The organism is Streptomyces sp. CNH189 (assembly GCF_000527195.1).
Genome location: NZ_AZUS01000032.1, coordinates 31,227 through 56,043 on the forward strand (window position 1 = coordinate 31,227; position 24,817 = coordinate 56,043).

Sequence of the window (24,817 nt, forward strand, 5' to 3'; positions counted from 1 at the left end):
GGGCCGTGCGTGTGGTCCAGATCCCAGTGCGCCGACAACCGGACCGACCGCTGGACCCACCCCGCGGGAAGGAACGTCCTGTGTCCGAGGGACTCGTTTCCAGGCACGGGATGGTGCGTTCGCTTTCCGCGCGCGGTGGTTCGGCACGGTCGTCCAGCGGATGCGGTCGAGAGGTGGACGGCCGAGGCTGGGGAGGTACGGCGTTCGTGGTGGAGGAGCGAGACATGGCACAGGCAGACACCGGCGTGGAAGACGTGGACCTGCTCGTCGTCGGAGGTGGCAAGGGCGGCAAGACGCTCGCCATGGACATGGCCCGCAGCGGCGAGCGGGTGGCCATGGTGGAGCGCGGCATGATCGGCGGTACGTGCATCAACGTGGCATGCATCCCCACCAAAACCCTGGTGACCAGCGCCAGGCTCCTCGACAGTCTGAGCCGGGCGGAGCAGGTCGGTGTCCGCGCCGGCAAGCCCGTGGCCGACCTGACACTCCTGCGTGAGCACAAGGACGGCGTGGTGGCCGGCATGGTGGACCTCAACCACCGACAGTTCCTCGACAGCGGTATGGACTTCGTCCTGGGAACCGCCCGCTTCACCGGTGAACGCACCGTGCGGGTCGAACTGAACGACGGAGGCACCCGAGTCCTGCGAGGCAAGGACGTGGTGATCAACACCGGCACGACACCCGCGATGCCCGACATCCCCGGGCTCGCCGAGGCAGCTCCCCTCACCAGTGAGACGCTCCTGCACCTGGACCGCATCCCCGAACACCTCGTCGTGATCGGCGGTGGTTCCGTCGGGCTGGAGTTCGCCCACATGTTCGCCGCTTTCGGCAGCCGGGTCACGATGCTGCACCGCGGTGAGCGGGTGCTGCCCCGGGAGGACCCGGACGTCTCCGAGACGGTGGCAGGGTTTCTCGCGGATGCCGGCGTTCGACTTCACACGCGCGTCATCATCACCGAGGTCTCGAGCGGCCCGTCCGGCGTGACCGTACGGATGAGCGATGGGACGGAGGTGACCGGCACGGACGTGCTGGTGGCCGTCGGCCGGGAGCCGGTGACCAGCGAACTCGACCTCGACGCGGCAGGCGTGCGCACGGACGCTCGCGGGTTCGTGAAGGTCGACGACCGGCTGGCGACATCGGCGCCGCGCACGTGGGCGGTGGGCGACGTCGCAGGCAGCCCTCAGTTCACGCACGTCTCCCTCGACGACTACCGCATCGTGAAGGCGAACATCACCGGCGCCGACCGGCGGACCACGGGGCGGCTGGTGCCCTGGAACGTCTTCACCACCCCTGAACTGGCCCGGGTCGGCATGACCGAGACCGAGGCCCGGGCAGCGGGCCACGACGTGCGCGTCGCGCGCATGCCGGTCGCCGCCGTTCCACGCGCTCGCACGCTGCGGGACACCCGGGGTGTCTGGAAGGCCGTCGTCGACCGGGACAGCGACCGCATCCTGGGCGTCGCCCTGCTCGGCCCGGACGCCTCGGAGGTGCTGACCGTGGTGCAGACCGCCATGCTCACGGGCGCACCGTACACGCTGCTCAGGGACTCGATCATCACCCATCCCACCATGGCAGAGGGCCTGAACATGCTGTTCAGCGCCCTGACCGACTGACCCTGCTGGGTGCCCGGTGCCCGGTGCCCGGTGCCCGGTGCCCGGTGCCGGGTGCCGGTGGCCGTGGGCACAGTCGCCTGAGGGCGCACCGGACGGCGCGAGGCGCGTATCGAGCGTCGACTGGTCCACGACCAGGTCGCCGGTTTCGGGATTCCCGGGACATACAGGCGCGGCCATCAGCGTCCCTCGGGTGCCGCACTGTGCGTGCCGGACCCCGACTCCGCCGCGATCGTCCTTTCCCGTGTCGCGGCTCAGACTCCGTGCCGACCGGTGATCTCCTCGTACTCGTCCACTGTGGGCTTGGGAACCTGTGTGCCCGGCCCGTAGAAGCCACGGCTGAGTCTGACGCGCAGGCGCTGGGCAAGGGCGGTTGCGCGACCGCCGGCGTGCTGTACGGGTGCCGCAGGCAAGGGGTGGTACTGCTCGTGCGCCGTCAGGGCATGCAGACGCGCCTGGCTGAGCGGCTCGTGAACCTCGACGTACTCGCCGTTCCCGAGGCGCTTGATGACGCCGCTCTCCCGACCGTGCAGCACCTCGTCACGGTCGCGGCGCTGCAGTCCCAGCGCCCACCGTTTGGTGATCACGAAGGCCGACAGCGGTGCGACGAACAGCCCGACGCGCACGGTCCAGGTGACGGCGTTCACGGAGACGTGGAAGTGGGTGGCGATCACGTCGTTGGCCGCCCCGATCAGGGCCACCGTGTAGACGCTGAGCCATGCCACTCCCAAGGCGGTGCGCACCGGGCGGTTACGAGGGCGGTCGAGGAGATGCTGGTCGCGGTCGTCGTCCGTGACCCAGGCCTCCAGGAAGGGATAGGCGCCCATGGCGAGGAAGAGCAGCACTCCGACCAGCAGGGGGAGGAAGTTGTCCAAGGCCAAGGTGTGACCCCAGATGTCGATCTCCCAGCCGGGCATCACGCGCAGGAAGCCGTCGGCGACGCCCATGTACCAGTCGGGCTGCGACCCGGCGGACACGTGGTCAGGGCGGAAGGGGCCGTAGCTCCAGATCGGGTTGATCTGCGCGACTGCGGCGAGGAAGAAGATCACACCGGAGACGAGGAAGAAGTATGCGCTCGCCTTGACCGCGTACACCCGCAGCGGCATCCCGACGAGGTTCGAGTTGGTACGGCCCGGCCCGGGATACTGAGTGTGCCGGTGGCGTACGGCCAGGATGAGGTGCGTGACGATGAGGGCGACCATCAGCCCGGGGATGACCAAGATGTGAATGGTGTTGAAGCGGGCGATCAGGTCGTCGCCGGGGAACTCACCGCCGAAGAGGAAGAACGACAGGTACGTGCCGACCACGGGAATCGAGAGGAGCGTGCCATTCACGACCTGTAGCCCGGTCCCCGACAACAGGTCGTCGGGCAGGTCGTAGCCGGTCAGACCGGCGAACATGGCCAGCACGAGCAGCGCGAACCCCACGACCCAGTTCAGCTCACGCGGCTTGCGGAACGCGCCGGTGAAGAAGACCCGCAGCATGTGCACGAACACCGCGGCGACGAGGATCAACGCGGCCCAGTGGTGTGCCTGGCGTAGGAGCAGGCCGCCGCGCACGTCGAAGGAAAGGTGCAGGGTCGAGTCGAACGCCTCCGACACGAGCCGGCCCCGTAGGGGGACGTAGCTGCCCTGATAGACCACCAGGTCGGAGGAGGGGTGAAAGTACAAGCTCAGATAGACGCCAGTGAGCAGAAGGACGACGAAGCTGTAGAGAGCGATTTCCCCGAGCATGAACGACCAGTGGTCGGGGAAGGCGAGACGTCGAGCGGAGCTGATGATGCGGCGGTGACCCAGTCGGCCGTCAACCCAGTGGGCGAGCCTCTCGCCGGCGCCCCCGTGCATCGGCCCGGCTGCGGACCGGTAGTGATCGCCCATCTCTTCACCATTCATCCATGCACCACCCGAAGCATGGCGCGTCATCCTGACGCCATCGGCCGGCCGGTGGGCTGCGGGGCCGCGGCATCGACGTGAGGCGAGGAAGTCAGTCAGGTCGTAGGTGACGCCGTGGCGGGGAGAGCTCAGGCGCTCCCCGCCACAGGACCCTGGGTCCGCGCCCATTCTGTGCTGCTGAGGATCATGGCGCGCGTTTCGGTGCGCCGCACGAGTCGCGAGCGTGGACACTTCAGTAGTTCGCTTCGGCGCGTGTCCACAGGGGCAGCGAGCGTAGGTCTGAGACCGACCGGTCTTCGTTCCTTGCCACCGTGCCGGGGGAGGGCGAACCTGCGCGTGTCCGGACGGCGGGTGGTGGCGGCCTCGCCGCAAGAGCCCGGCGGCGATACTGCGGTGAGGTATCCCGAGCGGCGCGTAAGAACCGGTGGCCCAGGCTGACCTCCGGCACCCGGTGCTGACCAGCGAACCCTGGCCGGTGATCGACGTGGGGACTTGCCTGCCGTCCCGGCTCGGCTGGCTGCTCACTCCTGTACCGGGTGTCCGCTGCGCAGGCATCGGTCCGTCTGCCCCGGTGCGGTCAGCCGGCCAGCGCCTGTTCGAGGGCGGGGTGGCTGGGGATGACGGTGTCGACAACGACCAACTGAAGGATCTGAGGTTCGAGTCTGGTGTGCTCAGGCTCCCCGGTCCGGCGCGACGGCGCTGCTTACGCAGTCTCGGAGCAGGGTGCGCCTCTGGTCGTGCACGCTCGTGGGCTCCTGGGCTGAGGCAGCGTAGACGTTGCTCACGGGCGACCAGGCCATGGACATGGCGATGACCATGGCCATCACGTCGAAGGGGTCTCCCTGTCTGATGCGCCCGGCGGCCTGGGCCTCTGCGATGGCGCGCAGTTTGTGGTCGTCGTAGCGATCGTGGTCCGCCACGAGATGCCCCGTCGGGCGCCGCTCCAGGCGCGCCCAGGTAGCGAGCCGGATCAGATCGGGGCGGCTGAGGTATTCGTCGTACAGGCGCACCGCCCAGTCGGCGAGGTCCGTGGCGTCGATGGGGACGACATTGGTGATCCGCTCCAGTGAAGCGAAGAAGATCGCGTCGAAAAGCTGTTCCTTGTTGCCGAAGTAGCCATAGAGCTGTGCCTTGTTGGTGCGTGCGGCGGCGATGATCCTCTCGATGCGTGCACCAGCGATGCCGTACTCGGCGAACTCCTGGGTGGCGGCGTCGACGATGCGCTGGTATGTCGCGACTCCGCGGCTGCTCGATGGCTGGACAGGCATACCCCGACCTTAACAGACAGACTCGTCTGTTTGCTTCTTGGCTCGTATGTCTCTACGGTCAAATAGACCGAACAGTCTGTCCTAGGAGTTAGAGATGCGTTCCACGACTGGATGGCAGGCGGACAGCGCGACGCGGACTCTGCGCCGCGCCGCGATGGAGCGCCGGGACCTGCGCCCGGACGACATCGCGGTACGTGTCGACTACTGCGGTGTCTGCCACACAGATCTCCACGCCTTGCGGGCACACGAGAGCGACGCGAACGGCGTGCTCGTACCCGGGCATGAGTTCACAGGTGTGGTGACCGAGGTCGGCAGCGCGGTTGTCGACTTCTCCACGAGCGACCCCGTGGCAGTCGGCAACATCGTCGACTCGTGCGGCATCTGCCGCATGTGCCAGGCCGGCCAGGAGAACTTCTGTCGTGAGTTCCCGACACTGACCTACGGCGGAACCGACCGGCAGGACGGGTCGACCACACTGGGCGGGTACTCCCGCGAGTACGTCGTGAACAATCGATTCGCCTACCACCTCCCCGCGAACCTCGACGCAGCCGCCACAGCTCCCTTGCTCTGCGCCGGCGTCACCGTCTGGGAACCACTGCAGGCGCTCGGAGTGGGCCCGGGCAGCACCGTGGCCGTGGCCGGGCTGGGCGGCCTGGGGCACCTCGCGGTCAAGATGGCGACCGCGCTCGGCGCCGCGACCTCTGTCATCAGCCGGACCCCGGACAAGGCCGACGAAGCACGCAGCCTGGGGGCGCGTGGATTCGTGGTGTCCACCGACCCGAAGCAGATGAAGGCGGTCCGTGACCGGTTCGATGTGGTCATCGACACCATCTCCGCCCCCCACGACCTGGCTCCGTACCTGCCTGTGGTCGCCATGGACGGCACGCTCAGCCTCCTCGGCCACCTCGGACCGGTCACTGTGGAAACCATGGACCTGCTCATCGGCCGCAAGAAGCTCAGCTCCGCCGGCAGCGGCGGCCGTCCGTCCACCGCTGCCATGCTGCGTTTCTGCGCTGAGCACGGCATCACCGCCGACATCGAGCTGCTGCCGTCGTCCCAGGTGAACACTGCTCTCGAACGACTGGAGCGCAACGACGTCCGCTACCGCTTCGTGCTCGACCTGTCTGACCTGGACTGACCGAGGCGCGGCTTGTCCGACACCAAGTACGGCGACAACCACGAGAGCGTCCGGGCGCGGGTCAGGTGCCGGGCGGGGAGATCCGTCGAGCAGGTTCGGAGGCACGCCCGTGCGGGGAGTGGTCGTTTGCAAGGAGTGCCGTCATCGCACCAGTGGCGCAAGTGGTGTGGCCTTGCCCGGCACAACGGCCTCTCCCCGGCTCCGCCTGGCCGCCCCGGCCCTCCGCAGGTCACCCGGCCTGGATGAGGTGCGGCATCCGGGCCGTCCAGGCCTCCCTCCGGCGGGTTGCGGTGCGTGCGCATGTTCCTCCCGCACCGCCAAAACATCCTCCCCGATGTGATCCGCGAACGGCGTCCCCTCACCGATCGCTCCCACTGTGACGCGCCCCGAGACGCCCATGTCGTAGCCGATGTGCGGCTTCGACGCCTCAACGATCAGACACCCATCCGATCCGCTCGTGAGGTGGGTGACGGCACCGCGGTCATCGATCAGCCACACATCCATCGGGCCTGCAGGACCATCACTGCCGTACAAATGCCACGAGCCGACGACCTCCATGAGCCGACGACCCACCAAGCTCTGCGCGCTCACCCCAGCACCATGAAGCGGGCACTCATTCGGCTTCTCGAGCTCCATCGGCAGACAGTAACGCAGGCTGAACTCCCACGTCACAGCGTTATACGGGACGGCGACGGAACGAACGTGGTTCACCGGGGCCGACCACTGAGTCCGCCGCTGGGGTGTTGCTGGTTCTCCACCAACCGCCAAGCCGTCATCGATGCCGACACGTGCCGGGTCATCGTGGTCGTCCGCCACTCCCCAGGAACCGCAACGACTGCAAGGCATGCCGGGAGTCCGGCGCCAAGGCAGCCGTCTCGCACCGTGCTCCACGGCCGCGGTAGCCGTCGGACCCGATGCCGAGCACGGTCACCACTCCCCGTCCTCATCGGCGCGCGTCAGCTGGTGCTGGTCCACCCGATCGATGACGACTTTGTAAGCAGGGGTGAGCTACCGCAGTAGGTGGGGGGCGCACGCCCGTCACAGGTCCCGCATCCTGGTCCACCACCAGCTGCCCATGGCCAACTCGATCAGGGCGGGATCCGGCAACGTCCGGCGCTCGAGCTCCGCATCAATGCGTGTGAGCAGCCGCGCCAAGTCCGTTCGTGCGCCCAACGGGAGGTGCCGCATCGCCCACTCGAGATCATCACGAGCATCTCCCAGTCCCGGCGAGTCGAACGCGGAGGCGTCCAAGTAGCGTCCAGGCTGCCGGAAAGCCCGCTCGACGTGTAAGAGCGCATGCGCAACCGCGTTGGGCCACATGTGCTGGTCTTCGACCCGGCGGATCGCTGCACGAGTTCGCGCGGAGACACCGCGCACCTTCAGGACCGGATACTGCCGCTGTGGCCGCCACCGTTGTGCACGGAGGGCCTTCGGACGCCTACGCGGCATCGCCCTTTCGAATCAGCATGCGATCATCTTGCCACGGCTGGGCACCTGCGGCGCTGCTGCCCGTAGTTGGTTTACGGCACCGCGTCGTAGGGCGGGGAGGGAAAATTCCAGACGGCGTCTGACCGGCTCACGATTTTTCGAAGTTCGCGGGCGCTTCGTGGCGATATGGCCTGCGTCACGGTGTCGAGGAGGGCTCGAGCTTCGAGAGGGTTGCCGCAGCAGTGCCAGTGCACGTTGCCCCACTCGTAGTCGTGCCATAGATCCCGCTCGGGCTGGTGGACGTAGTCCTTCCACAGGCCCACTGCCGCGCTGACGTCGCCTGGCTGCAGATAGTTGCGGGTGTGCTCGAGACGGATGATCTCGGACAGTGCACGCGAAGACAGGCCGTCGATGACTGGCCTTGCACCGGTTGTCCGGTGGCCGGCGGGGGCGCTTGCTCGGATCTGTCCTGGCCGTCTAGGCGGCATGGACCTTTCGGTTCGTCGTCATGCGGTACATGGTGCCACGGTCTCGCCGTCTCGAATGCGTCTCGAAGGGGTCCGTCAAACGAACGGTGTAACCAGGGCGGTTGAGTTACTGGAGGGCGGCTGAGAGCCGGCCGTCGAAGGCGTTCAGCGCGGTCTTCCAGCGCATGGTCCAGCGAGCCTGGCCCCTGCCGGTGGGGTCGAGCGACATGATGGCCATGTAGACACACTGCAGGGCGGCCTGCTCGTTGAGGAAGTGCCCGCGGGCCTTGACCGCCCGGCGGATAAGGGCATTCACCGACTCGATCGCGTTGGTGGTGCAGACGATGCGGCGGATCTCGGTGTCGAAGCGAAGGAACGGGGGAGAACTCCTCCCAGGCGTTCTCCCACAGCTTCACGATCGCCGGACTCTTCCGGCCCCAGGCGTCGGCGAATTCGGCGAACCGCTCCACGGCGACCTCCTCGGTCGCCGCGGGGCCTGGGCCTCGCCGGTGGTCAGGCCCTTCGCCGCCAGCGAGATCGCCATCTCGTCGACCCCGGTCAGGCGCTTCTGCCGCTTCTTGACGATCTTCGGTTCGAACGAGCCGCCCTTGTCGCGAGGCACAGTGATTTCCAGCGACCGACGTCGGTCAGCACCGTCCTGGAGCGTTCCCCCAGCCACAGCGGGGCGGTGAAGCTTTGGGCGTCGAGCGCCCTTGAGTTCAAGCGCCTCGGTGATTCCTCGGAACGTCGTGTACGTGACACCGCGCCTGCGCTATCCCACCTCGATAGTGCGAGTCTGCGGCGGCGGATCGAGCTGACGGCACTTGTCGGGGAACTGGGCAGGCCGCCTCAGGTGTGTGCCTGCCGATCCGCCACTGTGGTTTGCTGCACCATGCGATTTTCCCGTGCCGCTATACCCCTGGCGATGATCGGCGGACTCTTCTGGCCCACGGTGCTGGCGTACACCTTCGTGGCCGGAGAGCCGGCCACCGCGCAGGTCGCCGAGTGCCACCGGGGAGCCGGCCGATCCCCGCTCAAGTGCACGGGGACATGGCGCACCGCCGGCGGTGACACCGGTTCCGGCGGGATCTACGGTCTCAGCCACAGCGACGAGGGACGCACCGTCGAGGTGCGCGTCGGCCCGTTGGGGCCGTACCTTCCCGGCCTCAAGGCTGCCGCTGCGCCTGTCTCCCTGTCGGTGGTCTGGCTCGCTTCGTTCAGCACCCTGACGGTGATGCAGGTCCGGGCAGGGAAGCGCACCCGCCAGCTCCTCGCGGAACCCGGTGCCCCCGGGAATGTGCTGATCGTCACGGGCAAGGGCGTGCACACACCCGACGGCCGGTGCTCGGCGTCGGTGGTCACGCTCCCCCGGCCCGTGCCTGCTGCCCCCGGGGTGAAGACGAGGCACTGGGAGGTACGCGACCCCGCAGGACAGCTCTTGTTCCGGGTCGAGATGCGCCGCGCCGGGAGGTCCGCGCCGGAACTGGTGGTATGGGAGCCTTCCGGTGTGTCCGGGCACATCATCCGCAGGGCCGGCGAAAACGGACCCGGCGGCTACACGCTGCTCGCCCTTGACGGTACATGGGTGGGCTCCGTCGAACCTTTCCCGGGTACGAAGTGGGGTGCCTACGAGTTCCGGGACGACCGGGGCGTGATAGCGGCCCGGAGCGCCAGCCGCATGCCTGAATGGGTGCTGCGCCTGGAACCCGCCGGCCCGCCTTTCCTTTCCCGGCTCGCACTCGCCTTCACCATCGGGCAGCTGCGACGGCACAAGTGAGGGTCCGGTACGGACACTCGCCGGCGACCGGCATGCGTGTCCTGGTCGCCCCTCGCAGCGGACCCGTCACCTGCGGACTCAGTCGCTCAGTGCTTGCCCCTGCCCCTTCTCGCCGGTCGTGGGCTTAACCAGGAAGGGCTGCCTGATGGGGGCGCAAGAGCAAGCCGTGGCCCCGGACAGAACCGTGGCACCGGCCCACAGGCAACGTCCAGCCTCTGATCTGTATCAACCGCTCCGGGCCCCGTGCGTCCAGCGGGAGCAATCACTGGATGCTGTCGTCGACCTTGAAGTTGTATTTGACCTCTTCGCCGTTGACCGTGGTGGTGACGGTGACACCTAGGGTGTCGCTGCCGGCTGTGAGCTTGCAGCGGATCGTGGCGCCGACCCGGGCCGGGAGGCGCTCAGGTCAGGTGACCTTGTCGGGACGCTTGCCGGTGTTTGCGGCAAGCTTGTCGGAGACCGTCTGCGCGACTCGGGCTTTGTGGACGGCCCCGCCCTCGTCGGTGCCCGTGTTTCCGGATACTGCGGGGTCGTCGCCGGCCGGCGTTTCCTCGGCCGTCGGCTTGTCCTCGACCGGAGTTTCCTCAGCGGCGGTTGCGTCCTCGCTGGCCGTCGTCTCACTCTCCTTCTCCGCGTTACCCACACTGAAGGAGCATCCGGTGGCGAGAAGCACTGTCAGTGTGCCCGTCGCCGCTGCGGCCGCAACGACAACCCGTTGCGCGCTTCGCCTTCCCCTACTTCTCCCAACTGGCTGTCAGTGACGAATTGCACCAAGGGTGTGCGTGCCGACGCCGTCGTGGAGCCCAGCATCGAACTCCTCCGTACCGGCCTGACGTCCCGGCACGGCAACCCCAGCTTGGCCAAGGAGCCGCTGGAAGCGACACTCGGCTTGCGGATCACTCAATATGTTTGTCCGACACGATCCACAGCGGCAACCGACTGTCTCCATGGCCACATCAACGAACGCTCGAGCAGCAGTCACATGGTCATCCGTTCCTATTGGGGGGTTAGTTACGAGCCGACGGCATCCCCCATCAACTCGGTCCGCCTGCCGGCCTCCGCGCCGACGAGCCGACTTGCGATCAGATCCTTCCGGCACTGCACCTGGTGGCCGTACTCGTGGGCCAGGATCGCCTGTGGCGCCACGTCCGCCAGGCCGACGGCATGAAAGCCCTGCGGGAGCCCGCACCCACCACATTTTCGGGTGGTTCGGTTCCGGCGCCCGGCAAGTCGGAACCACCGACGGCGAACGCATCGAAGGTGAACCTGGGCTCCGGACACAAGGGCACCGCGCAGCCCCGAAGGCCGGTAACGGCCACTCGGGGCTGCCCCGTTCAGCGGGACCGAACTCCGCAGAGGTGGTTCACCTCCGCGTCGGTCACCTCCGCGGCAAGAGAGGGACACCGGTAGCCGGCCCGTAGTCCGGCCGACTCCTCAGGGTGCCCACCGCTTGAGCATGTCTTTCATCGCGTCCGCCATGGCGAATTGCAGCAGCGGGCCGTAGGTGATCCGGCCTACACCGAGACGGCGGAAACGTTCAAGATCGTGCCTGACGGGATGGGCCGTGGCATTCACAGGAACGGTGACGGTGCCGATCACCGCCGTGAGTAAATCGTCGTCGTCCTGAATACCCACTGGATAGAGACTGTCGGCGCCGGCCTCTTCCAGGGCCCGCAGTCGCTCGATCGCCTCGTCGAGAACGGCGGAAGCATCCTGCGCGTGCATGAAGAGGTCGGTGCGCCCGTTGACCCAGATCGGAACACCTGCGTCGTCAGCCGCTGTACGCAGGCCGGCGACGTAGCTTGCGTGCTCCTGCGTGCTGCGTACGCGGCCACCGTCCGAGTGGACGGTGTCTTCGACATTGAGACCGACGCCGCCGACCTCGATGAGTCCGGCGACGAGGTCTGCGGGCTTCTGCCCGTATCCGGCCTCCAGGTCCACGGAGACGGGGACGTCGACTGCGGCGATGATCGGCTTGACGGCGGCGAGTACCTCTTCGAAGGTCTGCCCCTCGTTGTCGTCGGCTCCCCGGGAGTCGGCGAGGGGATGGCTGCCGACGGTGAGCGCGGGGAAGCCGGAGGCGACTGCCGTGCGCGCGGACCAGACATCCCAGACGGTCGGCAGTACGAGCGGCTTGTGCTGGGCGTGCAACTGCTTGAGGCGTTGAGCGCGCTCAACGGTGGTGTGAGAGACCATGCCAGGGACGCTACCCCGGGATCGCCGCGGACAAGGTGCCGACAGGCGTTGCCCGGTGACGGGAGGACGGACTCCTGGTGGCCGATCGGGCCGGGGAGCTCGACGGGCCGTAGGAATGAAGCAGTGATGCGTCCCGTGGATCGGCCCCCTCGTCCATCTCCCGCTGCTGCCCCGTCCGCACAGCCCCGCGGGTCGTGGACGTGGCAACGCGATCCGTGGTGCGGGTTCCGACGGCCGGCTTGGCGACAGCCGATGTAGGCCTTGACGGTCGTGACGCTGAGGTGCAGTCGCTCAAGGGTCTGCCGGTTGCTCATCCTGTCCGAAAAGGCGCGAGCGGTGGCGCGTTTCTCTTCGGCCCGCGCGGACAGCTTCAGCCGCGCCTGCTTGCGCGACGAGTTGCGGGCGTCGGACGCGGACCGATGGCTATCGCGCGCCAGGCTTGGCGGGAGCAGGCCCGTGTCCGTGGGGCCGACTGGGCGCCGTCACATCATGCGCCCCCCGGGATCAGCGGCGTCGCCGCGGTGTGATCGTCGCCGCCCGGGGCGGCGGATTACGGATGAGGCCCCTTCCTTCGGCAGGATGGGGGCATGACCGAGATCCGCACGCCCCGTCTTCTCCTCCGTAGCTGGCACGACGATGACCTTGCGCCGATGGCGGAAATCAACGCGGACCCACGGGTTATGCGCTGGGTCGACGACGGTTCGGTGCGCGACCTGGATGACACGGCCGAGGAGATCGAACGCTGGGAGGAGGGATGGGACGAGGAGGGCTTCGGGCTCTTCGCCGTCGAACTGTTGGCTTCGGGCGAACTGATCGGCTTCACGGGGTTGTCGGTGCCCGAGTTCCTGCCGGAGGTGATGCCCGCCGTGGCAATCAGTTGGCGTCTGGGCTCACAGTTCTGGGGTCAGGGATACGCCTCCGAAGCCGCGCACGCCACATTGGAGTTCGCGCTCCAGGACCGCGGCCTGGACCGCGTCATCAGCATCAGCCGGGTTGGGGACAATGCCTCTGAGAACGTCATCCGCAAGCTGGGCATGTTGCCCGAGCGGGAGACGGCACACCCGATGTACGGCTACCCACTGCGCGTTCACGCTATCGACCTGACCGAGTTCCAGGCATGACTGATCATTTCGTAATGACACCCTGGCCGCGCTCCGCGCCGCTGCTGCGGGCTGCCACCGCATGTGAAGGCAGTTGGTTCCTCGAACCCGCGTGCCTCTCATCACTCATTGACAACTCGGGACATCACACTGATTTTGGGACCGCTGGTCACGACGTAGGTATCTGTGGCTTATGCCGTGATCCGGCTACGTGAGTGACCGATCGCGTTCGCCCGCCTGGCTGGCCTCGGCTGCACCGCGCCCAGCCCCGCATCACCCGAGTGCACCTGCGTGCCTCGCGCACCTGCCCCCGCCGCCCGTGTCGGCATGGTCCGCTTGGCAGCAGTTCCGTCCGCGCGGGGCATCATGGAATGCTGAGCTGCCGGCCGCCGCCCTTGGGGCGCAGGATCGGCCTGGGGCTGATCCATCGGGAGACGGACACCACGAGCACCTTCCCGCCCTACGTGCCGTCGCAGGTCCGCGGTAGGTGCCAGCAGGGTCGGTGCTGCGGACGAGCGCCCGGGTGGGCCATCACGGCCACAAGAGCGGCGGGCAGGCGGCGACCTGTACCGCCCGGGGGGCCGGCGGTGCGTCCGACGGCGACGGGTTGACGGACATTTGTACTTCGCCGCACCCGAGCGTTCCCCGGGTCAAGCTCGTTCAGCCGCTTGAAGGAAGCACGTCCCACCGCGGCATCCCCGCGGCTTCCTCAGGATCACTACGTCCGTCTGGACACCTGCGGCTACCCGGTGCATCCGCTGGTCATCGGCCGCCCCATCGAGGTCGCGCCGACCGGACCTTGTACTGGTGACCTGCGGCGTCGTCGAGGTCGCCCGCCAAGCCCGCAGCTGGGCTCGCCCCCCAACCGTCACTGACCCGGACCATGCTGCCGCCTGCCGCCTGCCGCCTGCCGCCTGCCGCCTGCCGCCTGCCGCCTGCCGCCTGCCGCCTGCCGGCCCGAAGCCGGCGCCGGAAGTCCGCTGGAGGTGCGTGATGCGCAACCTGCTTGCCGTGTGCCTGGGCAACCTATTGACGTATCGACTGGCGGACCGAAGAATTCACGCCATTGCCTGACAACGTTGTCTGACTGCGAGGTGCCGCACGTGCTGCCGAGATCCCCCATGGACCGTCGCCGCTTCATCCAACTCCTCGGCGCCACGAGTGCGCTGGCCACCCTGCCTCTCGCCATTGGCAGCGGCACGGCTCAGGCCCACGGACAACACCGGAGCCACACGGCATCAGACCCGGTGGCGGACATCTATCACCGCGTCCTGCTGAACCACACCCGTTGGACCGAAACCCAGTGGGACGCGGCCCGCGGCTACTACACGGACAAGGATTTCAGCTTCGCCGTCGTGCTCGGCCATGCGGTCCTGCTCACCCGCGGCAGCTACGACGAGGTCCGAGCGGGGACGGAGAAGCAGGTCCTCAAGGCTCGGACGATAGCGACCATCAAGCACTTCGCCGCGTCCAACAGACTGACGGGCGGCACCCAATGGGGCCGGACACTGTTCTTCGACACCACGTTCCAGCTGTACTTCGTTCTCGCCGCGCGGCTGCTGTGGGACGACCTCGACGAGACCACTCGCTCCCGCGTCGACACCATCGCCCGTGAACAGGCGGCGTACACCACCGCGTTGGGCACGGGGAACGACCCGGCCTCGGGCAGCTGGACCCCTCGGGGCCTGCTCGGCGGCCACGAAGGAGACACCAAGCTCGAGGAGATGGGTGTCTACGCGCAGTCCCTGGCCCCGGGGCTGGCCTGGGCCGTGGACGACCCACGGCACGGTGACTGGGCCACAGCCTTCGGTGCGTGGTCGCGCAACGAGGCCGGACTGCCCCAGGCGGACCTGGCGAACCTGGCGCGCGTGGACGGGGCTCCCGTCTCGGACAACACCGCCCGCAACCTGTACGACACCTTCATCGTCGAGAATCACGGCTCGTTCGGCCCCCACTACCAGGAGGAACTGTGGCGCACATCAGGCCGTAATGCCGCCCACTTCATCGCCGCGGGCCGGCCGCTGCCAAAGGTGCTCACCAGCCAGCCGAACGCCGATCAGCTGTGGAGCACCCTCCTCGGCGTCATGAGCGACGCCGGTGAGCCGCTGATGCCGATGGTCAACGACCGAGAGCACCTCTACGGCCGTGACGTCATCCCGCTCACGTTCCTCGCCCAGGTGGTGGGGGACAGGGCTGCCGCCCGGGCGGAAGTCGCCTTGGCGGAGCGACTGGAGGCGTACCAGAGCTACCCGCCGGAATTCCGTATCGCGAAGTTCTCGGGCGAACCGAAGTACGAGCCGGAGGCCCGCGCGGAAGTCGCCATCAGCTACCTCCTGCACCTGTGGGCGAACGAACAGGGCCGTACGGTCCGCCCTCTCTCCACGGACGAACTGTTCGAACACGCCGCGGGGGTCACCGACTTCGGCCCCGGACCCGGCCTGGTGTCGCACCAGACGCCCGGGGCATGGGCGGGTGCCGTGACCAAGCCCGGCTTCGTGAAGTTCGCCTGGCAACCCGGCCACGACGACTGGCTCTTCAAGCTCAGCGGGTCCACGCCGATGTTCCTGCCGACGACATCCCTCAAGGCGACGCAACGCCAGGTGCGGACCTACCGCAGGAGCCGGGACGGATTCGACGGCAGCGCCACGATGCTCCAGGTGGGGCCCGGGTATGCCGGCTTCACCACGCTTCCCACCGGTGCCGTCGTGTATGCGACGTCGGGCGTCGCTGCGGGGGAGGGACACCTGGAGATCCACAATCTGACGATGCCGGGCGTGCCCGGCCTGACCGGGGCGCGGACCTACCGCTTCGCCGAGGGAAGCGCCACCGTGGCCTCGGCCGACTCCCGGCCGGCCATGCCGGCCGCGCGCGTCGACGAGGTGACGTTCGCGCGCACCGAGGTGCGGCATCTGCGCATGCTCGGTGTGCGACCCGACCCGACTTACGGGTACTCGCTCTTCGCGTTCGAGGCGCGCAACGGCGCGGACGGCGCCGATCTGGCCCGGAGCGGCGCGGCCACCGCCTCCTCCTACGACACCGGCAGGGAGCCGGCGCTGGCGGTGGACGGCAGCGCGACCACCCGGTGGGCGGTGTCACGGGGCGACCGCCCCCGGGTGGACAGCTGGCTGGCTGTCGACCTCGGGGCCCCGCACCAGGTGGACCGGCTCACCCTGCGCTGGGAGGCCGCCGCGGGGCGCGCCTACACGGTGCAGGGGTCGGCGGACGGACTCCAGTGGGAGGACCTCGCCTCCTGGCCGGTGCCCGACGTCACCAGCCGGGGCGGATGGCTGGACGTCGACGGCCGGGCAGGCTTGGTGGTGCGGGGCCCTGCCTCCAACCTGACGGTCCAGCAGGACGAGATCATCCTGGCCGACGGCCCAGCCGCACCCCTCCTCGTCGAGGGACTTCCCGGCGCCTCGCCCCGTAGCCTGCGCGAGCGGGCCGCGACACCCATGCCACGAACAGACGCTGAAGCCGTCCTCGCCGCCCTCACCGACGATCACCTCAGCCTGTTCAACCTGTCGGATGAGCCCGTCACGACGCGCGTCGACGTACCGCAGACCGGGCCCGCGAGACTGCTGTTCGAGGGGCTCCAGACCCTCACCGACGGCGGCACCGCCTACGACGCCGAACTCGACGCGGCGGAAGCCCGGCTGCTGCCGCCACGGCTGACCGTCCGCCCGCTCAACAGCCGTCCTCTGCCGGCGGGTCTGCGGGCGCGCGTGGTCGACGGCACGACGGTCGAACTCACGGGGACCGCCTGCCGCGTGAAGATGACCGCCCAAGGGCGCAGTACGGTGGCGGTGGTCAGCGCGGGCCGCACCACGACGGTCACCGTGAAGCGGGCCACTGCCTACCCTCTGCGTGATCTGGCACTGGGTTGCACGGTGTTCCCGACCAGGCCGTTGCCGCCGGGGATGTCGGACCCGTCCGCCGCTGTCGACGGCGATCCGGCGACGGCGTGGACGCCCGGCCCGAACGGCCGCCTGGTCGTCGACCTCGGCGCCCGGCTCCGTGTCCGCGACATCCGCACGGAATGGACGAACGGCCACGTACCGGGACTGCGCGTCGAGTTCAGCAGTGACGGCCTCACCTACACCCCGGCCGGTCAGCTCACGGGCCGTGGCCGCGACCGGCACCTCAGCACGGACATCACCGCCCGCTACGTGGCGCTGGCGACCGACGCGGGACACGAGGGCGGTGGCCGCCTGATCCACCTGTCCCTGCAGTGACACCAGGCTCGCTCCCGGCCGATGCTTCACTCACGACGCCGTGCAGTCCTCCCTTCCCCCGACACCCTGCTGTCGGGGGAAGGGAGGACCCTCGTGCGGGTGGGTCCGCCAGCCGACCATCACCCCAGACGCTCGAGGGGATCGGGCCAGGACATTGGCGGTCCCCGCTATGTGTTTCGCGGTCCTGCGAGAGGGTCGCCGGCCTCCGGGCCCGGCATGACTGTGTCCCCCTGTCGAAGGCATGACCTGGGGGGTGTCACCGGGCCCGGGAGGTGCCGTCGGAGACGCTGATGAGAGGTCCGGCCGCCACCCGGTCCGGCGCAATGCCGGACAGCTCGCGGGCGGCAGGTTTGCATAACGTGGATGCGCGCGTACGACACCGATGCCGAGGCCGGCACGTTCAACTGCCTCGGAAGGGCGCAATGTCGCCACCGAAGACGTGGGCGTCTTCCTCGGCCTGGACGTCGGCAAGAGTACTCATCACGGCCACGGGCTGACCCCGGTCGGCCCGGATGAGGCGTTTTGTGTATGCCGTCATCCGCGTACTTCATGACGTATGCCGGTGGTTTTTCTGCAGTCTCCTTCGCTGGTGCGTGTGGGCGGGAGCTTTCGGTGGATGTTTTGGGTGGTGGGGATATCGTTTCGGGTCGTCGTGGTGATGGATGTCTTGGGGTCGATGTTCAGGTCGTAGGTGTCGGTGGGTGTGTGGTGTGTGGGTGGGGTGTTGGGGGGTGGGGGCGGGTTGTGCTCGGTTTGTTGTTTGGGTTGGTTGGGTGTGGTGGGGGTGCTGGTTGTCATCTGTGGGGTGGCTTTGTTGTTGTGTTTGGGTTGGGTTGTCAGTTTCTGGTGTCGGTTTTGATGTTGCCTTTGACGTGTCGGTTTACGAACTCGTGTGCCAGGTCGCCGAACTGTTCACCGTAGATGAGGGACTGTTGGACGGTTTTGCGGAAGTGGACGCCGCCCCATACCCGGCTTTCGGCGCAGGCCTTGTTGAACTCGGCCCACGTGTGGAAGTGCAGTTGGAGGTTTTTGGCGGGGGTTGTTTCTGGTTCCACGGCCGAGGTGCCGGCGTTGAACTCGAGTGTCCAGTCGAGTTCTTCGGAGTTGAAGTAGCGTCGTGCTGTCTGTGCTCCTGCGGCGCACAGGCTTGTGGAGCCCGATGGGTATTCGGGGTGGTCGCCCGTGGGCAGGTAGGGCATCCATTCGGTGGCCCGGATGTCGTTGACCGTGCCCATGCCGGCGCCGCCCCAGGCGGTCACCTTGCTGTGGCCGTACACGTGGCGGACTGCGCTGACGGGCCGCACGGTGTCGTACTTGCGCTTGTTGCGCCAGACGGCGATCAGCGCGTCGAAGGTCGCGAGGAAGTGCTGGAGCGACCACGCGGCCCAGCCGAACACGCCCATCTCGTTGTTTTCGTCGTACTTTCGGCCGATGACGGTGGATGTGTAGCCGATGCCCCAGAGTTTGTTGTCCATGACCTCGGCGAGCGCCTTGCGCTCGTCGTTGAGCGACGCCGATGCCTCCAGGATTTCGTCCACCGAGCGTTTGTAGTCCCGGGGCCGGGTGTGGTCGCTGTGTTTGGGTGCGGCGAGGGGGAACTGGGCCGGGTCGGTGAAGATGTGCGGTTTGGTCAGCGCGATCTGGGGGGTCACGAAGTGCTGGGAGACGTAGATGCCTAGGTCACCCGGGCCGCCACCGGGGCGACGGCCGTTGTGGGCGTGCAGTTGCGGCTGCCAGCGGGAGGGGTTGTTGAGCCTGAAGGGAGTGTTCACGGGCTCGTAGCCTGTGTAGTCCGCCCAGGGAAGGGGGTTGTACTTGCGGCCGCCCTCGTAGCCCAGGACATTCATGCCGTCGTTCTTCAGAGCGTTCCAGACCGACTTGAACGCCACGTTGCCGATGCCGACCGGGGTGGTCAGGTCCTCCGACTTGTTGTCAGGGTCCAGGCCGAGCCCGACCATCATGGCGCGCAGGCTTCCCGCGGGGCCCCGCAGGCCTAGTGGCAGCAAGCGTTCGAAGGTGTGGAGCTGCGTGTAGAGGATGGCGATGTTCATGTTCCGGTTGGTGGCGGACTCGCTGGAAGGGCGGCGGGGAATGCGGGAGTACACACCGACCGCGGTCTCGTGGTACGGCGCCACCGCGTCGAACACCGCAAGGTTCCCCACGCGGCTCATCCACAGGATGACGGTCACGTCCATCGAGCCGACGGACTCCCAGAGCGGCGACTGACTGGCCTGCTCGTCGGTGGCGGGCTTGACCCACTTGATGTAGTTGTCGGTGTCGAGGTCGAAGTCGAACGTTGGTGGCTCCTCGCTCGTGCCGGCATTGGCCGGATGGGGCAGGGCCAGCATGAGGGCGGCCGAGGAGCCACCGAGCAGCAACGATCGGCGGCCCAGCGAGAGGTCTGAGGCAGAGGTGTGTCCGGACGTCTTCATGATCGTCTTCCTGTTGCTTGACGGGGTGGGCCTCTGGAAGGGCCCTTGGCGGGGGAGGGGATGTCGATGGCTGCGTGTGGCCTTACGGCCTCGCCGACAGTCGAAGGGGAGGGTGGGCAGAGGGGTCCTCCGTCGCGGCGGAGGGGGCAGTCCTTGCCGTAGCGCTGGGAGATCTCGTGGACCGGGTCGCCGAGCTGGGCATCGGATGCGGGGGACGCCTTCACGGTTTTCTTGACGTGCCTAGCGGCCCGCGCCCGGCTCTCGGCGCGGTCCTTGTCGGAGTTGGTCGGGGTGGCTCGATCAGCTCGGGGCAACTCGCCTGTGGGCAGGGCCGGTCAGGTGTCAGCACCGCTTCCGCAGGCGGATCCGGTCGGCGGCGCGTGCGGGGTGGAACCCCAAGCCGTGGGCGCCTCGCGGTCCGGGCACGGGGCTTTGGGGGAAACTGTGTCAGGCCAGATGTGTGAAGGGCGCATCGATCGGCAGGGGCGACGTCTCGATGGCCGAATTGATCTTTTCGTCCCCGTGCTTTCGGGCATCACTGGCTCCAAGCGGTCGGTGTCCCTGGGTGGCTACGCTTCCGGTCGCCGCCATAGGGCCACTCGAAAAGCGCTACTGCGTGTGCCGGTGTGATGTCGTGAGGGTGGGTCCGGTCGCGGCGAGGCATCCGTCGGTGGTGTCGCTGCGGTACTGGAGTTCGTGGAGGGTGCGGCGCCAGACGTGCATCACTGAGGTTGAACGTGTGGAGTCGTTGGGGCTGACGGGCCGTGGTCGGCTGCGGTGTCAGCGGGGCATGCGGTGTTCACAGGGTGGCGGGCGGGCCGTCGAACGGCCAGGGGTTTGCGAGGGGTTGCGGCGTGAGGCGGCCGAGCGGTCCGCCCGGGGCGAGGCGGGCTCGGTGATCGCTGAAGACCTGCGGGTGAGTGTCCGATCGGTGCAGCGGTGGCGGCAGGCGTGGGAGGAGGGCGGTCCGCGTGTTCTGCGGTCGCGGGGCTGGCGTCGCTGCCGAGGCTGAGCGGGAGGCAGTCCGCCCGGCTGGAGGCGGAGCTGGTTGGGGGACCGGCCGCGCGCGGCTGCCGAGGACCAGCGGTGGACGCTGGCACGGATCAAGACGGTGATCGGCCGGCGTTTCCGCCTGGCCTTCACGATCCGGGGTGTGCGGAAGCTGCTGGTGCGCAGCGGCTGGTCCTGCCAGGTCCCGGCCCGTGGTGTGATGGGGCGGGACGACGACGCCGTCACGAGGTGGGTCCAGGTCGCAGCGGCCTGGGACGGTTCCTTCTCGGAAGTGCCCTCGCGATCGTGCCTGCCGGAAGTCTGAAGAACGTCCGTCATCACAGGTCACAGGGCACTTCCTCGATTTCGGGCCGGGTGCCGCCGTTCCTCGGCCGGCGGTCCGGGTGCGCGGACACGCTCGCAACCCGCATCGCCCGTACGTCACGGGGCGGGTATCGCGTCCGGATCTCCTTCAGCAGCTCACCGGCTTCCGTTGCTGTGTGTCGCGCTGCGGTCCGGCCGACGCGGCGGGCGTCAAGAGGCGACGGTCTCGGCGGTGGTGGTTTCGTCGTCCTTCACCGTCGCGGGGACCTCGTTCTTCGGGCCACGGGCGAGGACGTAGACAAACGTGACGCCCGTGACGGCGGCAGCCACCCACATGGCCTGCTGCCAGCCGTCGACGAAGGACTGCTGGGCGACGTCCAGGAGCGTGTCCTTGTGGGGGCCCGTAGTGCCTGCGGCCTCGACAGCGTTGGCGATGCCTTCGCGCGCGGTGTCCGCGGCGTTGTCGGGGATGCCGTCCAGTCTGTCGTCGATCGCGTTCTGGTAGCCGGCCGACAGCAGAGCGCCGATCATGGCCACCCCCAGCGCGGTGCCGAACTCGCGGGTGACGTCGTTGAGCGCGGAGGCGACGCCCTGACGCTCACTCGGCAGAGAGGCGGTAATGCCTTCGGTGGAGGGCGTCATCGCCAGACCCATGCCGAAACCCATGGCGAGCATGCCGGGCAGGATGGACAGGTAGCCGGCGTCGACAGAGACGAAGAGGGCCATGAGGACGAGGCCGGCACCGCCCAGTCCGATTCCCGTGACCATGGTCGAGCGGGCGCCGGTGCGCGCAGCCAGCTTGGGGGCGAGGACGGATGCCATCATCATCAGGACTGCCATGGGCATGAGCGCGAGCGTGGACAGCAGGCCGGACCAGCCGAGCACGGCCTGGAGGAAGGGGAAGAGGACCACGGCGATGCCCGCCTGGACACCGAAGACAACCAGCAGCGTGATGGAGCCGCTGAGCAGGCGGCGCTCGCGAAAGAGCCGCACGTCCAGCAGAGTGGCGTCCCGGCGGCGAAGTTCCCAGGCCACGAAGAAGACGGCAGCGGCGAGGCCGACGGCCAGGGAGATCAGGGTGGCAGGGGCGCTCCAGCCCTGTTCCGGGCCTTCCTGAAGCGTGAAGATGAGGCCGGCCACGGCGACGACCGAGGCCAGCGCGCCGACGGTGTCGAAGGGATGTCCTGCGTGCTCACGGGAGTTGGGCACCGAGCGCATGGTCAGGGCGAGCGCCACGACGGTGAGCACGATGGGCAGCACGAACAGCCACCGCCAATTGGCGACGTCCACGAGCAGGGCGGAGAGGAACATGCCCAGGATGCCGCCGGCACCGGCAACGCCGGTCCACACGCCGATCGCCTTTCCGCGCTCCTCTTCGGGGAAGGTGGAGGTGATCACTGCGAGGGTGATGGGCATGGTCATCGCCGCGCCGATACCGCTGAGCGTGCGGGCGGCGATCATGATTTCGGCCGACGGGGCCAGAGCCGCCAGTACGCTGGCGGCGCCGAAGACGATGAGACCGGTGATCAGCGTGGGCTTGCGGCCGATCCGGTCGCCGATGGCGCCGAGAGGGAGCAGCAGCGCGGCCAGAGTCAGGGTGTAGATGTTGATGATCCAGAGGATGGTGCTCTGGGAAGCGCCGAAATCGACGGCCAGGTGGGTCTGAGCCACGTTCAACCCGGACACCGACGCGATGACCGCCATCAACGCGACGGAGACGGCGATCAGGATCATGCGCAGCTGACGCGCGTCCGGCGCGCCTGCGCCCTCGGCGGCTGCCCCCGGTGCGGGCTGATTGGTACTCATGGATTCCTCTCAGGTGAAAGAGCAAGAAGAACTCACACCGTGCATGCGGTTGCCGGGACGGGAGGAGGGCTCCGCGTGTGCCGTGCGAGTGTTAAGCGGTGGTGACGCCGCGCCGGGTGGCGGTCAGGTCCACATAGGTGTCGTTCGTGGTCAGCGAGGCGTTGATGGGGGTGGCGGCCGGCGCACCGGCCGCGCAGCAGGCGCCGGCCTGGTCGTTGGGACCGGTGGCTTCGACGGCCGGCCCAGACCTTCGCGGCCCTCGCGGCGCGCCTGCATCCGGGCGTCGGCCGCCTGAACGCAGCGGGCCATGAGCCAGCCGTCGGCCGGGCGCACGCGGACGATGCCGCCGCCGGTCTTCCCGACTGCCTCGACCGGGGTGTCGGTGATGTGGATGCCGGGATGTCCGGCTGGTGCTGCGGGCGGAGTACCGCCTTGGACCGATGCCTGCCCCCGGACCCGGCCCGGCCGCGGGGGCTGTTTCCATGATCATCTCCTTGTTCAGGTTCCATCGAGCGGCTGAGACCTCACCCCTATGACGGTCCCGGCGGTCCGTCTGTGACATGCCCCGCCCGCGCGCCTGCCCGGCCGGACAGGCGCGCGGGGGCACGCGGTCGCGGTCGGACGCCGTGGCCGCCTGGATGCACGCGGGCCGTCGACTCATGCCGGAGCAAGCTGGGTACGGATCTTGCGCCGCTCGCGATCAGCTGAACGAACCAGCTTGTCGAGCGACACAGCTGCGGTCAGGCGAGAAGGACTCGTTTCCGCAACCGGCCGAAGCCGGCCCGGGCCCTACCTCTGACGCTTGAGCACTTTGATGCGGTTGACGAGGCCTTCGACGACGCCGGAGCTCCAGGGCGATGTAAGGCCCGCGGTGACGGCAGCAAGGTGCCGTTCGAGGGGCCGTTGACGCATGTGCGGAGGGTGGGAAGGCCGTCCGAGCGCGCCCTGACCCGCTGCGGCAGATGCTCACCCCGGAGCTGGGTGAGCATCTTCCCGAACGTGCGGACGTGCCCGGTGAGAGCATCCAGTTCGGGGCAGCCGGCGAGGACGGATCTGAGCGTCAGGCGTTCGCTCTCCGGCAGGGTGTGGGATGAGTCAGGACCCAGCCGGTCACCGTCGCGTGGGGACGGCGCACGGGCCGTCGGCGCGGTCGGGAATGTGCGAAACGGCTGGAGGCAGGGCGCGGACGGCTCTGGAGCCGCCCGTGCAGCCGTGAGTTGTGATCTCTTCCCACAGAGCCCATGCGTCGTGTGCAGCGCTCGGCCTGTCGCTCGTGCACAGGTACGGCGTGAAGTCGTCGAGCTTGGTCGTGCGGTTCTGCCCCTGTCCCTGGAACAGGTCTTCCGGCTCCGCGGCGTCCCGTAACCGCTGGACGATGCGGTAGGTCATGCCGAGCTGTCGCTGGATCGAGCGTCGGCCATGGCCGCGGCCAACAGTGTGAACGGTGGCGCGCCTGGTGCGAGTACGGTCGGCGAACCTGTGCCCGGTGTCTCCATGGCGAATCACCGTCGGCCGGTTCTGGTGCCAGCGCCTTGTCCGTGGCCGGCTCGGCGGTGGTCGCACGTAGGCAGGACCGGTGAGGGCAGACGCACCGCTCAGCCGCCTCGCTGAGGTTGCGCCACAGGTGGAACCTGTCGGCGACCTGAACGGCACAGGGCGCCCCCATGCCGGCGCCGGCTGCGGAAAGAACGGGGAGCGGTCGCGACAGACGACCTCGATCCCCGAGTGCGGGGTCAGCCAGGCCGCGAGCGTGCCCGCCGCGCGATCCGGCAGCAGGTCCACCGGACCGTCTGCCCACCCGCCGCGGCAGGCCCGCCTACCACCGCGGCGGCCGCATGGCCGGCTGCGCCCTGCTGCGGCCCGCGGCCGAACCGTCCCGCTCCTCGGGCACCTTCGGCGCCGGGTGTTGTGGCTGCTGGCGCACGACCGCGACACCGGACCCGACGGTCTCTGCGCGGCCGGCGCGCCGGCCGGGGCGGTGGCCCCCCGCACCCCGCCCCCCTTGCAGCAAAGGACGCACAGCCCAACGCCCCGAGGGCGCGCTGGTACAGGAGGCCGGGCCCGCGCCGGCGGCTGGGGGAGGTGTTCAGAGGTGGGAGCCACCGCTGGCGTCGAGACACTGGCCGGTGATCCAGCGGGACGCGTCCGACGCGCCGG

At 68.5% G+C, this 24,817-nt stretch carries 14 protein-coding genes and 4 pseudogenes; 8 read left to right on the forward strand and 10 right to left on the reverse strand.

Annotated features, from left to right (window positions below; all coding sequences use genetic code 11):
* The first annotated feature begins 224 nt into the window (after positions 1–224).
* On the forward strand, positions 225–1,613 hold the full coding sequence (locus B100_RS0131750) for an FAD-dependent oxidoreductase (protein ID WP_024888398.1): 1,389 nt from the start codon (positions 225–227) through the stop codon (positions 1,611–1,613).
* 251 nt (positions 1,614–1,864) lie between these two features.
* On the opposite strand, the gene qcrB is transcribed toward B100_RS0131750, so the two are convergent.
* A complete protein-coding gene (gene qcrB, locus B100_RS0131755) occupies positions 1,865–3,487 on the reverse strand; it encodes a cytochrome bc1 complex cytochrome b subunit (protein ID WP_024888399.1) in 1,623 nt (540 codons plus the stop codon).
* A gap of 686 nt (positions 3,488–4,173) precedes the next feature.
* A complete protein-coding gene (locus tag B100_RS0131760) occupies positions 4,174–4,770 on the reverse strand; it encodes a TetR/AcrR family transcriptional regulator (protein ID WP_024888400.1) in 597 nt (198 codons plus the stop codon).
* Positions 4,771–4,864: 94 nt separating this feature from the next.
* Between B100_RS0131760 and B100_RS0131765 the strand changes: the two genes are divergently transcribed.
* The gene (locus B100_RS0131765; RefSeq protein ID WP_024888401.1) at positions 4,865–5,908 is read left to right on the forward strand and encodes an NAD(P)-dependent alcohol dehydrogenase; all 1,044 of its coding nucleotides are present in this window, start codon (positions 4,865–4,867) and stop codon (positions 5,906–5,908) included.
* Positions 5,909–7,930: 2,022 nt separating this feature from the next.
* Here the strand turns inward: B100_RS0131765 and B100_RS37855 are convergent.
* A pseudogene (locus B100_RS37855) lies at positions 7,931–8,252 on the reverse strand (transposase); the annotation flags it as partial.
* On the reverse strand, positions 8,216–8,482 hold the full coding sequence (locus tag B100_RS37860) for a transposase (RefSeq protein ID WP_078541296.1): 267 nt from the start codon (positions 8,480–8,482) through the stop codon (positions 8,216–8,218). The gene B100_RS37860 and the pseudogene B100_RS37855, both read right to left, overlap by 37 nt.
* A gap of 246 nt (positions 8,483–8,728) precedes the next feature.
* On the opposite strand from B100_RS37860, the gene B100_RS0131780 reads away from it, so the two are divergent.
* Complete coding sequence (locus B100_RS0131780) at positions 8,729–9,580, forward strand: hypothetical protein (RefSeq protein ID WP_024888404.1); 852 nt, start codon at positions 8,729–8,731, stop codon at positions 9,578–9,580.
* Positions 9,581–9,986: 406 nt separating this feature from the next.
* Here the strand turns inward: B100_RS0131780 and B100_RS37385 are convergent, their stop codons facing one another.
* Positions 9,987–10,253 carry a hypothetical protein gene (locus B100_RS37385; RefSeq protein WP_199785310.1) on the reverse strand — a complete coding sequence of 89 codons (267 nt, stop codon included), beginning with the start codon at positions 10,251–10,253 and terminating at the stop codon, positions 9,987–9,989.
* A 761-nt stretch (positions 10,254–11,014) separates the two neighbouring features.
* On the reverse strand, positions 11,015–11,776 hold the full coding sequence (locus B100_RS0131795) for an isocitrate lyase/PEP mutase family protein (protein WP_024888406.1): 762 nt from the start codon (positions 11,774–11,776) through the stop codon (positions 11,015–11,017).
* 587 nt (positions 11,777–12,363) lie between these two features.
* Here B100_RS0131795 and B100_RS0131800 point away from each other — a divergent pair.
* The 3 genes from B100_RS0131800 to B100_RS0131805 all read left to right on the forward strand — a co-directional run bounded on the left by B100_RS0131800 (position 12,364) and on the right by B100_RS0131805 (position 17,108).
* Positions 12,364–12,897: a GNAT family N-acetyltransferase gene (locus tag B100_RS0131800; protein ID WP_024888407.1), complete on the forward strand. Its 534-nt coding sequence runs from the start codon at positions 12,364–12,366 to the stop codon at positions 12,895–12,897.
* Between the two features lie 647 nt (positions 12,898–13,544).
* On the forward strand, positions 13,545–13,751 hold the full coding sequence (locus tag B100_RS37865; protein ID WP_106967139.1) for a Mu transposase domain-containing protein: 207 nt from the start codon (positions 13,545–13,547) through the stop codon (positions 13,749–13,751).
* A gap of 246 nt (positions 13,752–13,997) precedes the next feature.
* Positions 13,998–17,108 (forward strand): discoidin domain-containing protein, encoded by a 3,111-nt coding sequence (locus tag B100_RS0131805; protein WP_199785311.1) that lies wholly within the window; start codon positions 13,998–14,000, stop codon positions 17,106–17,108.
* 836 nt (positions 17,109–17,944) lie between these two features.
* On the opposite strand, the gene B100_RS0131820 is transcribed toward B100_RS0131805, so the two are convergent.
* On the reverse strand, positions 17,945–19,540 hold the full coding sequence (locus tag B100_RS0131820; RefSeq protein ID WP_024887817.1) for a DUF6851 domain-containing protein: 1,596 nt from the start codon (positions 19,538–19,540) through the stop codon (positions 17,945–17,947).
* Between the two features lie 609 nt (positions 19,541–20,149).
* Positions 20,150–20,266: pseudogene (locus B100_RS37870) on the reverse strand (IS630 family transposase); the annotation flags it as partial.
* Between the two features lie 64 nt (positions 20,267–20,330).
* On the opposite strand from B100_RS37870, the pseudogene B100_RS37390 reads away from it, so the two are divergent.
* Positions 20,331–20,855 (forward strand): annotated as a pseudogene (locus tag B100_RS37390) (winged helix-turn-helix domain-containing protein).
* 209 nt (positions 20,856–21,064) lie between these two features.
* Here B100_RS37390 and B100_RS0131835 read toward each other — a convergent pair.
* Complete coding sequence (locus B100_RS0131835; protein ID WP_024887816.1) at positions 21,065–22,660, reverse strand: MFS transporter; 1,596 nt, start codon at positions 22,658–22,660, stop codon at positions 21,065–21,067.
* A 1,110-nt stretch (positions 22,661–23,770) separates the two neighbouring features.
* Positions 23,771–24,049 carry a hypothetical protein gene (locus tag B100_RS36110; protein ID WP_024887815.1) on the reverse strand — a complete coding sequence of 93 codons (279 nt, stop codon included), beginning with the start codon at positions 24,047–24,049 and terminating at the stop codon, positions 23,771–23,773.
* Positions 24,050–24,495: 446 nt separating this feature from the next.
* On the opposite strand from B100_RS36110, the pseudogene B100_RS37875 reads away from it, so the two are divergent.
* Positions 24,496–24,817 (forward strand): annotated as a pseudogene (locus tag B100_RS37875) (DUF6009 family protein); the annotation flags it as partial.

Excerpts from the sequence above, each read along its gene's own strand:
- B100_RS0131780 (WP_024888404.1), top strand. The coding sequence starts at position 8,729 with ATGATCGGCGGACTCTTCTGGCCCACGGTGCTGGCGTACACCTTCGTG.
- B100_RS0131795 (WP_024888406.1), bottom strand. The coding sequence starts at position 11,776 with ATGGTCTCTCACACCACCGTTGAGCGCGCTCAACGCCTCAAGCAGTTG.
- B100_RS0131820 (WP_024887817.1), bottom strand. The coding sequence starts at position 19,540 with ATGAAGACGTCCGGACACACCTCTGCCTCAGACCTCTCGCTGGGCCGC.
- qcrB (WP_024888399.1), bottom strand. The coding sequence starts at position 3,487 with ATGGGCGATCACTACCGGTCCGCAGCCGGGCCGATGCACGGGGGCGCC.
- B100_RS0131835 (WP_024887816.1), bottom strand. The coding sequence starts at position 22,660 with ATGAGTACCAATCAGCCCGCACCGGGGGCAGCCGCCGAGGGCGCAGGC.
- B100_RS0131765 (WP_024888401.1), top strand. The coding sequence starts at position 4,865 with ATGCGTTCCACGACTGGATGGCAGGCGGACAGCGCGACGCGGACTCTG.
- B100_RS36110 (WP_024887815.1), bottom strand. The coding sequence starts at position 24,049 with ATGACCTACCGCATCGTCCAGCGGTTACGGGACGCCGCGGAGCCGGAA.
- B100_RS0131800 (WP_024888407.1), top strand. The coding sequence starts at position 12,364 with ATGACCGAGATCCGCACGCCCCGTCTTCTCCTCCGTAGCTGGCACGAC.
- B100_RS0131805 (WP_199785311.1), top strand. The coding sequence starts at position 13,998 with ATGGACCGTCGCCGCTTCATCCAACTCCTCGGCGCCACGAGTGCGCTG.
- B100_RS0131760 (WP_024888400.1), bottom strand. The coding sequence starts at position 4,770 with ATGCCTGTCCAGCCATCGAGCAGCCGCGGAGTCGCGACATACCAGCGC.
- B100_RS0131750 (WP_024888398.1), top strand. The coding sequence starts at position 225 with ATGGCACAGGCAGACACCGGCGTGGAAGACGTGGACCTGCTCGTCGTC.